This is a genomic window from Nocardia glycosmidis, from assembly GCF_052545115.1.
The window spans coordinates 132,955-146,870 of record NZ_JBQWRH010000012.1; the positions used below are offsets into that span (position 1 = coordinate 132,955).

Here is a 13,916-nt window from a genome sequence, read left to right on the forward strand (position 1 = left end):
CAGGTGAAAGGTCGGCGGGCTCGACCGACTGCCGTCGGCGACTACCGGTGGCACGTCGTGTCGAGATGAGAGTAAGACAGAATTTCGGCCGAAAAGAGTGTCGTGAACGACATTTTCGGTACTGTTTCCGACATGGACGTGGCCGTCTTCGTCGTGGACGACGTCGCCGATTTCGGATACGCCGCTCTGCTGGAGACCTTCGATACCGCGAACGCGGTGCGCGCCGAATTCGCCGACCCGCCGCAACCGTGGTCGGTACGCAGCGTCTCGCTCGGCACCACCGTCCGGTCGGGCCACGGCCACACCGTGCCGACGATTCCACTCGATGACCTCGGCGACGACATCGAGCTGATGATCGTCCCCGCGGTGAACGTGGGCGCCGCCGAGGCGCTCATCGAACTCGTCTCGTCCTGCGCCAGCCGTTCCGTCCTGAACCGTCTGGTCGCGGCGCGCGAACGAGGGGTGCATCTCGCCGCCGCCTGCACCGGAACGTTCTACCTGGCCGAGGCCGGTGTGCTGGACGGTTCACCAGCCACCACGAGTTGGTGGCTCGGCCCGAGTTTCCGGCATCGCTATCCCCGCGTCGAGTTGGACGAAGGCCGCACACTGTGCCGGGGCCAGGGCGTCACCACCGCGGGCGCGGCGCTGTCACACATGGATCTCGCGCTGTCGCTGATCGCGACCAAGAGTCCCGCGTTGGCCGAGCGCGCCATGCGCTATCTGGCGGTGGGCGCGGGAAGACAACAGCGCGACTTCATCATTCCCGAGATCATCGCCAGGGGCGATTCCGTCACAGCGGCATTCGAACGCTGGGTCCGCGACCACATCGCCGAAAATTTCCGAATCTCGCAGGCCGCCAAGGCAATCGGTGTCACCGAGCGCAGCCTGCAACGTGCCACCCATGCCGAACTCGCCATGTCCCCCACCGAATTCGTGCACGACATACGCCTGGAACGAGCGATGCACCTGTTGCGCACCACACCCCTGACCGTGGACGCGGTGGCCGCCAAAGTCGGCTACCTCAACGCGGGAACCCTCCGTGGGCTGTTCCGCCGTCGCCGGGGAACGTCGATCTCCGAAATCCGCACGAGCCGCTGGTCATACTGAATTCTCTTCCGGCACTGCGGAATAGACGCGCCCGCACCGCCTCTTGTCGACGGCGAATCATGCGCATGCTCATCGACCAGGGCGACCGGCCCTACGACAGGTTCGGCCTCGGCTCTGCGCAACGCCGGGTTCGATCAGCCGGCTCGCTCATGGCTGCCGGCGCATGAACACCCAACGGCTCGCCGAACCGGACACTCACGTCCCCGTCCTTGGTCGCCTCGGTCTTCGCCCAACCCGAGCACGACCATCTCGGATATCGGACCACGCCGACACAGCCGGCCGCAGACGAACAGCCGCCGCGGGGTCACATCATCATCGGCATGCCGGGAAACATCCGATCCAACCAGTCCCGGACCATTGTCATCATCTGATCCCACATCATCATCGTCGTTCACCTCTTTTCGAGTGAGACCCAAGATCAGGGGTACCCTGCGCAATCATTTCTAACGGCAGGAATGCGCAGCTTCTGCGTCCGGCACGAATCGCCGGGTGCGAACCGGTAGCCCGCACGAAGGAGGACCGTCATGACCGACCACCGGCAGGAAACCACGTCGGACGAGCAACGGCCGACTTCCCACGGGAGCACGCGCGACACCGTGCGACTCGCGGCGGTGATCGCGGCGCTGGGGGTGGTGTTCGGTGATATCGGAACCAGCCCGATCTACACGATTCAGACAGTGTTCAACCCGCACGACCCGCACCCGGTACCGGTCAGCGTCGACAATGTGTACGGCGTGGTGTCGCTGATCTTCTGGTCGGTGACGATCATCGTCACGATCACCTACGTACTTCTGGCCTTGCGCGCCGACAACGATGGCGAGGGCGGCATCATGGCGCTGATCACGCTGTTGCGGCGGTGGGGCGCCCAGCGCGGCCGCCGCGAAGCCGTCCTGCTTGCGGCATTGGGCATCTTCGGTGCATCGCTGTTCTTCGGTGACAGCATGATCACTCCGGCGATCTCGGTGCTGTCCGCAGTCGAAGGAATCCGCGTGGTCGAACCGTCGCTGCACGAGTTCGTCGTGCCGATCACGGCGGTGATCATCGTGGCGTTGTTCTTGCTGCAGCGGCATGGAACCGCGGCGGTGGGCCGCGTGTTCGGGCCGGTGATGATCGCGTGGTTCGTGACCATCGGCGTGGCCGGGGCGGCGGGCATCGCCAACCACCCGGAGATCCTGAAGGCGCTCTCGCCGACCTACGCGCTGGGCTTCCTGACCGGCCATTTCGGCACGGCGTTCTTCGCCTTGGCCGCGGTTGTGCTCGCGGTCACCGGGGCCGAGGCACTCTACGCCGACTTGGGGCATTTCGGCCGCCGCGCGATCACCCGCGCTTGGCTGTTCCTCGCGTTCCCCGCGTGCATTCTCAGTTACTTCGGCCAGGGCGCGCTGATCCTCGATGACCCCGGCAACATCAGCGGCCCGTTCTTCTTGCTCGTGCCCGGCTGGGGCCGACTACCGCTGGTCCTGTTGGCCACCGCGGCGACGGTGATCGCCTCCCAGGCGGTGATCACCGGCGCGTACTCGGTGGCCTCGCAGGCGGCCCGGCTCGGCTATCTGCCCCGGCTGCGGATCGCGCACACCTCGGAGTCGGAGATCGGACAGATCTACGTCCCGTGGATCAACTGGCTGTTGATGGTCTCGGTGCTCACCCTGGTGTTCGCCTTCCGCAGTTCGGCAGCACTGGCCTATGCGTTCGGCATGGCGGTGACCGGGACCATCACGATCACCACCCTGTTGTTCTTCTACGTCGCCCGCGCCAGGTGGGGCACGCCGCTGTGGTTGATCGCTCTCGGCGCCGTGCCGCTGATGCTGGTCGACCTGCTTTTCGTCGCGGCCAACCTGACCAAGCTCGTTCATGGTGCGTGGCTGCCGCTGTTGCTCGCTCTCACCGCGTTCACCGTGATGACCACCTGGCAGCGCGGACGCAAGATCGTCAGCGCGGAACGGGAGCGGCGCGAGGGATCGCTGCGCGAATTCGTCCGACAACTGCACGAAGGGAAACCTCCGATTCGCCAGGTTCCCGGCACTGCCGTCTTCCTCAATCGCGGCAAGCGGACCGCGCCGCTGGCGATGCGGGCCAATGTCGAGCACAACCATGTGCGGCACGAGCATGTGGTGATCATGTCCATCGAAACCGAGCCGGTCCCCCGGGTTGCGCCAGAAGACCGAATCGTCGTCGACTCCCTCGGTTACGCCGAGGACGGGATCATCCAAGTCAACGCCCGCTTCGGCTACCTGGAGCACCAGGATGTGCCCGGCGCACTGGCGATGCTGGGTCCCGCCGACACCGAAGGGCCGTTGCGGCTCGACGATGCCTCCTACTTCCTGTCCAAGATCGAACTCCGGCGGGGGGCCGCGCCCACCATGGCCCTGTGGCGCAAGCGGCTGTTCATCGCCACCTCCTACCTGACCGCCGACGCCGCCGAACAGTTCGGACTGCCTCGTGAGCGGACCGTCATCATGGGCTCACATATCGAGATATAGGCAGTTTCTCCCGCGCGGAGAGTCGCCACATCGGCGTCCGGGTCGGACGCGCGCCCCCTGGTGGACGCGATAGCCGCCCTCGATCGAGCACCGCCACCGGCACATCCGAACTTTGCGTATGCGGACAGCTACGGCTAGGAGGGCTTCTCGACAACATCTTCAGACCGAACGATGCAGTCAGCAGAGACCCTCGTGTCGCCGCGTTCATCTGGGGTTGGTCGGGCCGGCCGGTGTGCCCACGTGTCAGCGTCGTGTTGTCCTCGCCGGTTCGCGGTCCTGACGGTCGATGCCATCGGGTGGGCGGTGGGGGGCGGCCTTTTCCGGCTGTGTGGTCCCCGGGACCCGAGGGCGGGTTTCGGCGGGGGTGGGGTGGGTGTCCGGCCCGCCGGGCGTGGCCTGTTGTGGTTGTGATCGGTCGAGTCGGTGTAGCGCGAAGGTCGAGGTTGCGCCGATGAGGCCGAGTCCGGCCCATACCGCCCAGTCCGCGCCGGCGGCTCGGGCGGCACCGACGACGGCGCCGGTGGCGAGGTTGCCGGCCAGGATGCCGATTCCGACGATGGTGTTGTAGAAGCCGTAGTGGGTTGCCACCAGTTTCCCGCCGGCGAGTGAGACGACAGTGTCCATTTCGAAGGGGAACACCGCGGCGGTGCCGACCGCGAGCACTGCCGTGGACAGCAGTAGCGCGATGATCGCGGCGGTGACGCCGAACGGTCCGGGTCCGGGTACCGCGAGCAACGGCAGGAACGCTGCGGCCAGTATCGCCATACCCACCGCGAGGCTGCGTCCGGTTCCCCAGCGGGCCTCGAACCACCCGGTGATCCGCAGTTGTCCGGCCACGGCGACGACCCCGGAGATCACGAACAGTGCCGAGACCAGCACCTGGGAGTGCACGCCGGCAAGGTATTCGGCCTGCAGCGGTAGGGCCAGGTACACCTGGAACGACAGCACATAGGAGCCGATCATCGTCAGTGCGAACCACAGGAAGCGGCGGTTGGCCGCCACCGCGCGCCAGTCCTGCAGAACCGAAGTGGGTTCCGCGGGCTTCTGCTCGCGGCGGGCCGGGAGGGCGAACAACTGTGCGACGGTCAGGATCGCGAACACCACCGCCGCGGCCGCGGCAGTCACGCGGAAGTCTGAGAACATCAAGGCCAGGCCCACCAGCGGTCCGGCCAGGATCCCGGCCTGGTAGAAGATATTGAACACCGCGAACGCTTCGACGCGGCGCTCGCCGGTATCGGCGGCCAGATAGGCGCGCACGGCCGGGTTGAACAATGCGCCGGCGAACCCAGTGGCGGCGGAGGCGATCAGCAGCCACGGCAGGGAGGTCGCGAACACCAGCAATGCGAAGCCGCCGGTGCGTAGCAGACAGCCCGCGACGATCAGGGGTTTGTAGCCGAGCCGGTCGGCCAGCGTGCCGCCGATGAGGAACATGCCTTGCTGGGAGAAGTTGCGCACCCCGAGGACCAGCCCGACCGCCCATGCCGCCAGCCCCAGTGGGCCGGCGAGGTAGCCGGCCAGGTACGGCATCAGCATGTAGAAGCCGAGGTTGATGCCGAACTGGTTGATCATCAGCAGCCGCGCGGCGAGGTCGAAACTGCGGAAGCTCCTCAGTACGGTCACGATGCGCCCTCTCCTGCCGGATTGCTGGTGTGCGGGTCGATGATGGTGGTGGTGCGGGTCCATGAGTGCACCACCCGCTGGCCCGGGTGCGCGATGACGTCGGGTTCGATCGGCGGGGCGGTGTCGAGCAGTCCGTGCTCGCGGCAGTAGTCGTCGTTGTAGATGGTGTCGAAATAGCGTTGTGGGCCGTCGGGGAACACTGCCGCGATCCGGGTATCGGCCGGGAAGGTGCGCGCGGCCCATCCGGCGACCAGCGCGACGGCCCCCACACTCCAGCCGCCGGTCGCGTAATGCGTACCCGCCAAGGCACGGCAGGCCCAGACCGCTTCCGCCGGTGCCACCCAGTGCACTTCGTGGAAGGCCGGGTAGTCGACGTTGCGGGGAAAGATGCTGGAGCCGAGCCCACGCATGACCCGCGGGCCGGCAGGCTGGCCGAAGATCGTGGAGGCGATCGTGTCCACGCCGATCAGCTTCAACTCCGGATTGGATCGGCGCAGTACCCGCGCCACACCGGCCGAGTGACCGCCGGTGCCGACGGCACACACCAGGACGTCGACTTCGCGCAACTGTTGCTTCAGTTCGAGTCCGAGAGATTCGTATCCGTCGACGTTGTCGGTGTTGTTGTACTGGTCGGGGCACCACGCACCGGGCTCGGCCGCCATGAGTTCGGTGACACGGTCGCGGCGGGACTGCTGCCAGCCCCCGCGGGGATGCGGCTCGGCCACCAGCTCGACGCGCGCGCCGTAGGAAGCGAGCATGCGCTCCACGATCGGTTCCAGCCCCGGATCGGTGACCACGGTGACAGGATGGTGGAATACCGCTCCCGCCAGCGCCAACCCCAGCCCCAGTGTGCCGCTGGTGGATTCGATGATCCGGGCCCCGGGCGCCAGGTCACCGCGCTGTTTCGCACACCGGACCATGTGCAGGGCGGGGCGATCCTTCAGCCCGCCGGGGTTGAACCCCTCCAGTTTCGCCCAGAATCCGCGGCCGGTAGGCGCCAGCGGCGCCCCCACCCACAGAACAGGGGTATTGCCGACCAACGAACTCGGATCCCGCACCGGAGCGGGTGCGGTGAGCACACCCGCAGAGGACGCAGCGGACTTGCCGGACACGACGTTGTTCATGGTTGTCGCTTTCTGTATCCGAACCGCCACACAGGGCGGTCGTGACGGTGAGCAGGCAGCGAACACCGGCCGACGGCATACGACGGCCTGGCGCTGACCTGTCAGCGTCGGGAGATACAGAAATTCGTGAGAATGGCTTGCCCGTTCAACATGAGCGGGCCCGAACCCGGCGGCCCACGGATCCCCTGGTCACCGGCGGTGAACATCAAGGTCATCGTGGCCACGATGGCCATGCCGATCAGGATCACCCACAGCAACGGCAGCACGGTCACACCGCCGGGCAGCACAGATTTCTCGATGCAGAAAATCATGTGATGTTGGTCACCGCGGTGGCCGACGGGACCGCTCATATCGTGCAGATGATCGGTCTGCGAGCTACCGATCGACAGCGCCGCCACCGTAGCGGCGGGGTGGGTGTGCTCGTCGATCTGGTGCAGGCTGCAGTGCAGGATCGGGGCAATCAGTAACACCGCCATCAGCGCTGCTACCGATGCGCGTCGCAGACGAGCGGAAACGGTCACCGCGGATCACTCGGATCCGGGTAGCGATGGTGGTCACGTGGCAGCATCCCCGTCGTCGGAGGTGGTACACAGGCGTCACGGTGTCGAATGCGATCTCCGCGTTTGCACTGCATATCGGCATGTTCGACCAGTCGGATCACCTGCACAACCTCCTTTCACCTACTCATTGTTCTCGTGTCGAAGCCCTATCGGCGAAGCAACACTGCAACGGTCGCGACACAACCTCTTCGCCGCACTCATCCTCCTCTGCCATCCTGTGACGAGCTCCACCGACGGCTGCGAACACGGGAAGAACTCACCGTATATCCGGCGCCTCCTCGGCGCACCGACCGGACCGACCGGCGCGCCGTTCACCAGAGCCTCTGACACGGTGGCGCGCTCCGGGGCCGAAGCCTCAGGTCACTATTCGGTAACCGGCGGCTTCGACGGCACTCTCGAGGGTGTCGAGGTCGAGGGCATTCGCTGATTCGACGGTGACTCGACCGGTGGCTGGATCGGCGTCGACGCCGGTCACACCGTCGAGCGCACCGACCTGGGCCCGGACCTTGGAAGCGCAACCGCCGCAGGTCATTCCCGCGATGGTGATGATCGAGGTGCTGATGTCGTTTCCTGTCGATCGAGTGCGGGTCCGCAGGCCCATCCGGAATCATGATCGCCGGGCCGCAAGCAAGTACACTTCAACCTATACACTACCCCCGTGGGGTATTCAAGCCGGAGGCGCGACGAGTGCGTTCACGGCTAGTCCACCCGCTCTGAGCCGGGGGAATCTCCGATCCGGGCCCTCGCCGCCGTGGCGACCGTGCGCCGTTACCTCAGGGGGTATGTTTCACAACTACTTGACTACATACCCTATAGGGGTATTCTCGCCAGAGAAGTCCACATTCGTCAACAGGCGATCGGCGCGGGCTCTCCGCGCACGCGCGCTTCGAGCCACCACAAGACCGCGGGGGCGCCCAGCACCGCCGCGGACAGGTGCTCCACTCCGGGCACCTGCATCGTTTGCAACCGCACCCCGGCAGCGCACCAGTGGCGATCGGTGTTGTCGATGGCGGCCACCGGAATCAGCGGATCGCTCGGCGAATGCCATTCGAATATCGGTGCTTCCGGCGCTCCGGGGTACAGTTCCAGGCTGTTCTCCTCGACCACCGACCTGGCCTCGGGCCGGTCGAAGACCGAGACGTTGGTGACGTACTCGCGTGCACTGCCATTGGCGCCGACGGCAAGGATGTCGTTGGTGCAACTGTTGGCCATGGCGTCACGAATCTCGAGGCCACGCGCGTTGAGGTACGCGCTGACCGGCATCCGGTCCGGGTACTCCCGCTCCAAGCCGATCGCCGCCGCCATGGCCAGGCCGAAAGCCGGGTGCGGGTCCAAACCCAGCCCCTCCGCCATCGCCACCAGGCTCATCGGGGCGCCGCCGATGGCCGCGCCCGCGAGCTGCAGTTCAGGCGCGTACGTGGGCTGCAGCGCGGCGGCCCATGCGGTGGCCAGGCCGCCGCCGGAGTAGCCGGTCAGCGCCACTGGGCTGTGCTGCAGCCCGAGTTGGGGCAGCTGTTTCACCGCTCGGATGCCGTCCAGTGTGATCTGGCCACCCAAGCGCGCGGCCCCGAGAGCGAACCGTGGCCCGAGGTGATCCGGCAGCGCGACACTCCAGCCCTGCTGCAGCACCACGTTCAGCATCGGCGTCGTCGTCACCAAATTCGTATCGCTGGTGTACAGCATGTGCGAAACCGCGCAGCCCGTGCCGAGCGCATTGATGAAGTGCTGATACGACAGCAGCGGTCCATTGGGCGGGTGGTTGAAGGGGGTGAGGATCGTGGTCGTCGCCGCGATCGGCTCGCCACCGGAGTTGGTCGACCGGAATTCGATCAGTTTCACCGAGGCGCCGGGAAACAGTGCCAGCGGTGGCAATTCCCGGACTTCGAGCACGTCACCGGGTCGGTGTGCGGCCAGATCCGGCGGGGCGGCGTAGAACGGGTCCGGATCGGGCTGCGGATACAGCGGCTCCGCGAGCGCCGGCGTCACCAGCAGCAGCGCGAGTACCGCACCACCGAGCACACCGAAGACCCGAGCCAAACCGCTACGCCTGCTGCTGAGGATGAGAACAAACGGACGAGTCACGACCTTGACCTCCACGAGTAGTTCGCGGCATTCGTCGACCAGCCAGCCTGCCGTTGAGACCTTCAGCAAATTTATCGCAACCATCTGAGCGGTTGCTCACTTTTCCGAAAATTGCCCTTCTACATTGGATTTACCAGCAGTAAGCACCAGTATCCAAGCCCACTGCCGCGCAAGCAGAGTGAATTCAGCACACCAATAGCAATCAAAACGAGATACGAGTCCGTAGCTGTCCGAGCGGGACGGGCAGCATCCGACCGGAGCCCTCGCCGCCGCCGGGCCGCTCTGCACGGGAAGAGCCACCGCCCCGGATGGGCAGGGCGAACAGGGAACGCGCACCGGCGAGTCGGTCAGGGTCCACCACCGCACACCCGACCTGCTGTCCCGCGATCCGTTCGGCTATCAGCCCTGCGAGCGATCGACGCGCTCAGAGGCCAGTTCGCATCAGCGATTTCATGCGGTCTTCGTGCACCCGTTCGCCCGACTTCACGATGGCAACACAAGGCTCGGTCCTGGATCGAGATGCGGCTACCGGACAGCATTGTCGCGTGGTGCAGCCCGCACCACAGCTGCCCGCACCCACCAGAGCGTGCCTACCGCGGACGCGACTCACGTTGAACCGCAAGGTAGTTGACCGAATGCCAACTACATGCCGCTCGATTTACAACTAGCTCTGCGCGAGTAGGTTTGCTAGGCTTTCACCGCCTTCGGGCAACAAATCAGTTTGTTCCGTTGGCGTGGTGCATTTTGTGGAAATTCTCTGTCTCACGATCTCACAGCGAGGCTTTCTCGCGCGATGAGGCGGATCTATCAATGGGTATCCCACCTGCGAAGGCGAACGCCTTCCCCGCGTGGGGGTTACCGGGAGTCTCAAATGAAGCTTGATGACGCGTTGCGCGACGGTATGAGCGTGGATGGCGCAATCGGTATCGCACTGGTCGATCTCAGGAGTGGCATGCTGCTGGCCAAACAGGGCGGCAGTTCGCTACTCGACCTCGAATTGGCCGGAGCACTGAACACCGAAGTACTGCGCGCGAAGCAGCGCGCGATCGAGGGCCTGCAGCTCGACGAGACGGTACAAGACATCCTGGTCACGCTCGGAGGGCAGTATCACATCATCATGCCGCTGGCGAAGCGCAACGACGAGGAACTCTTCCTGTACCTGGTCCTCGACAAGGCGAGGGCAAATCTGGCACTGGCCCGTCATCAGCTTCGCCGCATCGAGCAGGCAGTCAGAGTATGAGCGTCGGCGCCGACCGCCACGACGTCGTACTGCACGATCCCACCCTCGTCGAAGCCCTGCTACAGCGCGCCTGCGACGAGATCGACGATGTGCAGCATGCTGTCATCACCAGCCGTGATGGGCTCGTAGTCGCGGCGAACAAAGAATCCGGCGGCAGTGGCGATGAGGGTGACACCATCGCCCTGCGCGGCTCCGCGATGGCGGCGGCAGCGGCGGGAATCGGAGACCACTTCGCAAGGCTTGTCTCCCAAGGCAAATTGCATTCCGCGACGTTCGAAGCCGACCGTGGCTGCGTGGGAGTGTTCCCGATTACCAGCACCTTGCTGCTGATCGTGACCAGCCAACCCACCGTCACCTTAGGGCGGTTCAGCGCAGCCGCGAAGAAAGTGCTGGCGATTCTCCAGTCCCCCCAGTCATGAACAACCAACCTCCAGGTACCTCCAGGAGCAGGCGGCACCGGATCAGCAGCCACCGACGGCATCTTCCCAGCCGAAGCGACGACCCTTGGGACTCGGATCCGGCGCCCACCGGTCACGGACCTCGTCGGCTTCGCCGCTTCCGGTAGTCGGTAGGCGCGGCAGCGGAAAGGCATAGCGACGGCAGATCTCGTTCTTCAATGCGTCGCGGGCGAGCTGCTTCGGGTTAGCTTCATGGGTGCTGTGGCCGTCCACTTCGATGGCGCGCACGTTCGCGTTGGTGATCCGGTTGTAGATGACGAATCTGACGGGTGGGTGACCAGGACGAACAAGCGCATCGCCCGGGATACCGACACATTGATCAATTTTGGATCGTCGGCGAACTCCAGAGCTGCCCGGCTGCTCAGCGTGTCGTCCAGCACTCTGGTCATGACGACCGCGTCCTTTTCCCTCCCTTGGAATTTGTGCACGGTATCGGATTCGATGGAATCGATCAGGGCGTCGGTCACCTTGTCGGCCTGACGGCGGTACGGGGTGGTCACCCCGACCTCATGGTGCAGTCTCGAGCCAGGGCCCGGTCTCTTCTCAGAATCTGTTGCCTAGTAACGGTTTCCGTGCCTCACGATGTCGGCCGAGCCTGCCTGGGTGAACCCCAGCCGCTTCCGCTCCTCCGCAAGCTGGTAACCCCACTGCTCGGCCATGATCGCGCGACGACGCCGCGCGGCCTCCCCCTCACCTACCCGGCGACGAAAGCCGTCACGATCCCACTTGGTGAAGCCGCTCATCGCCCTTCCTCCTCTGCCCGTTCCTTCAGATACACCGCATACAGCTCCTCTACATCTTCCCATTTTCGCCCCGCGGCAGCGCGTCGACCATGAACGTGACCCAGCGCTGAAACCCCGGGCGCTACTCCGCCGGTTTGTCTACCACCTTTGAGGAACGCAGCATTAGCTAGGCCCGGCCGGCGTCCGCCGTGCTCGCGAGCCCTTGTTCGTCCATCTGGCCGACATCATCGACGATCTCCTGCTCGGCGTTCGGTGCGTGGCCCAGTTCGAACGGCTTGCGTCCCAGCACGAGCTGGAGAATCAGTGCGTAGACCGCGATCCCCAGCGCGATCGTCACCAGGCCGAGAAGCTGAGTCGGCAGCCAGGGGTAGTCACTGTTCACCGCGATCCACGACGGCAGAGCGATGGCGCCGTAGACGGTCGCTACGGACATCGGCGTGATGATCAGCATCAGCAGTGCCCGCCACCCCTGAAGCGAGGAGCGGAAGCGGTAGGCCAGCGACGCAGCGAGGAAGACGCCGACCGAGTTGCAGGGGATCCACCACCAGGGCAGTTCTGAAACGAGGACCAGCGGCTGATTTCCGTAGTAGTGGTAAACGTCGAACTTCAGCAGGAGCTCCTCGAACACGACGTCGCCGACCGCAGCAGCGCCCAACGTGAGCCAGAGAATCCGGGTAGTCGGCCGTGTCGTCAGCAGAGCGTAGATGCTGAAGCTGAAGACGCCGTACCCGAACCATCCGGCCACGATCCACCACGGCATGTGCCGGCCGAGGATCGCGTATGCATCACCGAACGCCGCGGTCGGGCTCCATGGGAAGTACACCGCGCCCATGACGTCGAAGAACACCTCGGGTATGCAGATCAACGCGCCACTCAGCGCGATCGCCAGCGGCAGCACCGATTTCGTCCGCATCCACCACCCGAGGCCGAGGACCACGCCGATGAGCCCGATGCAGGTCATGACGATCATGCATCCGATGTTGTTGGCGACTTCGTACGGTAGGTCCGGTGGAGGGGGCGTGCCATAGGTCGGGTCGAGTGGCACCTGTTCGTGGCCTTTCGAGGCCGTGATCACAAGTGCTGCAGCGGCGAACAGCACCGCCGCGATCCCGATCCGTATCGCCGCTCCGCCGGAGCTCGCTCCGGCGGAGTTCTTCCGCGCGTTCATCTCCGTTGACATGGGCTACTCACTTCCACACATCGGCGACCGCCGGCCACGGCCGCCACATTCGCCACGGTGCTGCACACCAGAGCACTAATATCATTATGTTAGATCAATATATAATTTGCTTCTAGAATATCGACTATTCTGCAATTACCGCGTACGAGCAGTTTGCGCTGAAAAGCAGCACGGTCGGCCGGTCGCAAGCGGATCAGCCGACCATGACAAGCTGACCCCCTACTTGATGGCGTTCAGATCGGCGATCTCCGCGACAGCCACCGCGCCCCCGGTCGTCTGACCGATGACGAGCTTGCCGTTCGCCGCCGCCACCGAATCGATGTCGCAGGGGCCCGAAGCCGGGCGCGGCAGAGCGAAATAGTCGATCTTGTGGGTGGTCGTGTTGAACCTGCCGACGGTGCTGCCCCCGGTGAACCCGCCGTTCGCGGACCACAGGTTGCCGTCGGCACCCAGCACAAGAGGCCCCATCGATGGCGCCGGTACCTCTGGCGTGGCGATCGGATATTCCGTGATCGCGCCGGAATCGGGATCAATCCGTCCGATCTTGGCACCGAAGGACTCACTGAACCAGATCGCGCCGTCCGATCCGATGGTCAGACCCTGGGGTACCGCGTTCGGCGTCGGAACCCGGTGAACGGTGAATTCGTGTGTGACCGTGTCGTACTCGATAATGCTGTTGGTCAGCGCGGCCGAGACCATCATCTTGTTCCCGCGGCCGGGCATCATGATGGTGGTCGGCACGTTCAGTCCTCCTCCGGGTATCGGGGTTTCGGAGATCGCGTGCGATCCCAAGTCGATTCGCCCGATACGCTGACCGATCGACTCCGCGAAGTACATCGCGTTGTCGGGGCCCGGCCAGATATCCGTGGGCGTGGAGGCTGGATCCGGAGTCGGGAAGATGGAGAACTCCATCGTCGCGGGGTTCAAGAAGGCGACGCCGCTGCTGGCCCCGAAGTAGGTGAACCATAGATTTCCGTCACCGCCGAACGCGGCACCGCCCGCGGTCGTGCCGGCAACCGGTAGCGGGTAGCGCAGGATCGCCCCGGTCGCCGGGTCGAGCACGCCGATCGCTCCGATGTTGCCGTTCTGCCCTGGATTGACGATCTCTTCGACGAATATCCGGCCGCTGGCCTCGTGGTATATCCCTTCACACGGCGCGCGGCCCGGGTCGGGATACTCGACGAATCCGCCGGTCGGCGCCGCGGAGACGGAGGGGGCAGTCAACAAGCCCAGGGCCGCCACTGCGGTCGCAGTGCACGTAGCGGCTCGGTTGAGCGCAGACTTCCATCGAAGCCCGGTCATGTATTCACCTCTCTGATCCG

General features: G+C 65.0%; 14 protein-coding genes. 4 read left to right on the forward strand and 10 right to left on the reverse strand.

From position 1 onward, the window contains the following. Positions 1–102 precede the first annotated feature (102 nt). Together ACT86A_RS16955 and ACT86A_RS16960 are read left to right on the forward strand one after the other, a co-directional pair. Positions 103–1,107, forward strand: a complete 1,005-nt coding sequence (locus ACT86A_RS16955) for a GlxA family transcriptional regulator (RefSeq protein ID WP_445093106.1) — start codon at positions 103–105, stop codon at positions 1,105–1,107. Positions 1,108–1,631: 524 nt separating this feature from the next. Next, positions 1,632–3,587: a potassium transporter Kup gene (locus tag ACT86A_RS16960; RefSeq protein WP_445093107.1), complete on the forward strand. Its 1,956-nt coding sequence runs from the start codon at positions 1,632–1,634 to the stop codon at positions 3,585–3,587. A gap of 243 nt (positions 3,588–3,830) precedes the next feature. Here ACT86A_RS16960 and ACT86A_RS16965 read toward each other — a convergent pair whose 3' ends face one another. The 5 genes from ACT86A_RS16965 to ACT86A_RS16985 form a co-directional block, all read right to left on the reverse strand. Further along, positions 3,831–5,207 carry an MDR family MFS transporter gene (locus tag ACT86A_RS16965; protein ID WP_445093108.1) on the reverse strand — a complete coding sequence of 459 codons (1,377 nt, stop codon included), beginning with the start codon at positions 5,205–5,207 and terminating at the stop codon, positions 3,831–3,833. Beyond that, a complete protein-coding gene (locus tag ACT86A_RS16970; RefSeq protein WP_445093109.1) occupies positions 5,204–6,331 on the reverse strand; it encodes a PLP-dependent cysteine synthase family protein in 1,128 nt (375 codons plus the stop codon). Before ACT86A_RS16970 ends, ACT86A_RS16965 begins: the two co-directional genes overlap by 4 nt. Before the next feature lie 101 nt (positions 6,332–6,432). Further along, complete coding sequence (lpqS, locus tag ACT86A_RS16975; protein ID WP_508104365.1) at positions 6,433–6,852, reverse strand: putative copper homeostasis (lipo)protein LpqS; 420 nt, start codon at positions 6,850–6,852, stop codon at positions 6,433–6,435. Between the two features lie 394 nt (positions 6,853–7,246). Continuing rightward, positions 7,247–7,492 (reverse strand): heavy-metal-associated domain-containing protein, encoded by a 246-nt coding sequence (locus ACT86A_RS16980; RefSeq protein ID WP_445093111.1) that lies wholly within the window; start codon positions 7,490–7,492, stop codon positions 7,247–7,249. Positions 7,493–7,737: 245 nt separating this feature from the next. Then, positions 7,738–8,928: a lipase family protein gene (locus tag ACT86A_RS16985; RefSeq protein WP_445093185.1), complete on the reverse strand. Its 1,191-nt coding sequence runs from the start codon at positions 8,926–8,928 to the stop codon at positions 7,738–7,740. A gap of 916 nt (positions 8,929–9,844) precedes the next feature. Between ACT86A_RS16985 and ACT86A_RS16990 the strand changes: the two genes are divergently transcribed. Together ACT86A_RS16990 and ACT86A_RS16995 are read left to right on the forward strand one after the other, a co-directional pair. Then, positions 9,845–10,213 (forward strand): roadblock/LC7 domain-containing protein, encoded by a 369-nt coding sequence (locus tag ACT86A_RS16990; RefSeq protein ID WP_445093112.1) that lies wholly within the window; start codon positions 9,845–9,847, stop codon positions 10,211–10,213. Further along, the gene (locus tag ACT86A_RS16995) at positions 10,210–10,632 is read left to right on the forward strand and encodes a roadblock/LC7 domain-containing protein (protein WP_445093113.1); all 423 of its coding nucleotides are present in this window, start codon (positions 10,210–10,212) and stop codon (positions 10,630–10,632) included. Before ACT86A_RS16990 ends, ACT86A_RS16995 begins: the two co-directional genes overlap by 4 nt. A 42-nt stretch (positions 10,633–10,674) precedes the next feature. Here ACT86A_RS16995 and ACT86A_RS17000 read toward each other — a convergent pair whose 3' ends face one another. The 5 genes from ACT86A_RS17000 to ACT86A_RS17020 all read right to left on the reverse strand — a co-directional run bounded on the left by ACT86A_RS17000 (position 10,675) and on the right by ACT86A_RS17020 (position 13,896). After that, positions 10,675–10,926, reverse strand: coding sequence for a DUF2726 domain-containing protein (locus ACT86A_RS17000; protein WP_445093186.1), 252 nt, complete (start codon positions 10,924–10,926; stop codon positions 10,675–10,677). Then, positions 10,827–11,171: an AAA domain-containing protein gene (locus ACT86A_RS17005; protein ID WP_445093114.1), complete on the reverse strand. Its 345-nt coding sequence runs from the start codon at positions 11,169–11,171 to the stop codon at positions 10,827–10,829. Before ACT86A_RS17005 ends, ACT86A_RS17000 begins: the two co-directional genes overlap by 100 nt. 57 nt (positions 11,172–11,228) lie before the next feature. Then, a complete protein-coding gene (locus tag ACT86A_RS17010) occupies positions 11,229–11,414 on the reverse strand; it encodes a hypothetical protein (protein WP_445093115.1) in 186 nt (61 codons plus the stop codon). 166 nt (positions 11,415–11,580) lie between these two features. Continuing rightward, positions 11,581–12,594 carry a hypothetical protein gene (locus tag ACT86A_RS17015; RefSeq protein ID WP_445093116.1) on the reverse strand — a complete coding sequence of 338 codons (1,014 nt, stop codon included), beginning with the start codon at positions 12,592–12,594 and terminating at the stop codon, positions 11,581–11,583. A 219-nt stretch (positions 12,595–12,813) separates the two neighbouring features. Further along, positions 12,814–13,896 (reverse strand): Vgb family protein, encoded by a 1,083-nt coding sequence (locus ACT86A_RS17020; RefSeq protein ID WP_445093117.1) that lies wholly within the window; start codon positions 13,894–13,896, stop codon positions 12,814–12,816. Positions 13,897–13,916: the final 20 nt, after the last annotated feature.

What these genes read in the sequence shown, in the direction of transcription:
- ACT86A_RS16960 (WP_445093107.1), top strand. Translation starts at nt 1,632, where the DNA reads ATGACCGACCACCGGCAGGAAACCACGTCGGACGAGCAACGGCCGACT.
- ACT86A_RS16980 (WP_445093111.1), bottom strand. Translation starts at nt 7,492, where the DNA reads ATGGGCCTGCGGACCCGCACTCGATCGACAGGAAACGACATCAGCACC.
- ACT86A_RS17010 (WP_445093115.1), bottom strand. Translation starts at nt 11,414, where the DNA reads ATGAGCGGCTTCACCAAGTGGGATCGTGACGGCTTTCGTCGCCGGGTA.
- ACT86A_RS17020 (WP_445093117.1), bottom strand. Translation starts at nt 13,896, where the DNA reads ATGACCGGGCTTCGATGGAAGTCTGCGCTCAACCGAGCCGCTACGTGC.
- ACT86A_RS17015 (WP_445093116.1), bottom strand. Translation starts at nt 12,594, where the DNA reads ATGTCAACGGAGATGAACGCGCGGAAGAACTCCGCCGGAGCGAGCTCC.
- ACT86A_RS16990 (WP_445093112.1), top strand. Translation starts at nt 9,845, where the DNA reads ATGAAGCTTGATGACGCGTTGCGCGACGGTATGAGCGTGGATGGCGCA.
- ACT86A_RS16995 (WP_445093113.1), top strand. Translation starts at nt 10,210, where the DNA reads ATGAGCGTCGGCGCCGACCGCCACGACGTCGTACTGCACGATCCCACC.
- ACT86A_RS16970 (WP_445093109.1), bottom strand. Translation starts at nt 6,331, where the DNA reads ATGAACAACGTCGTGTCCGGCAAGTCCGCTGCGTCCTCTGCGGGTGTG.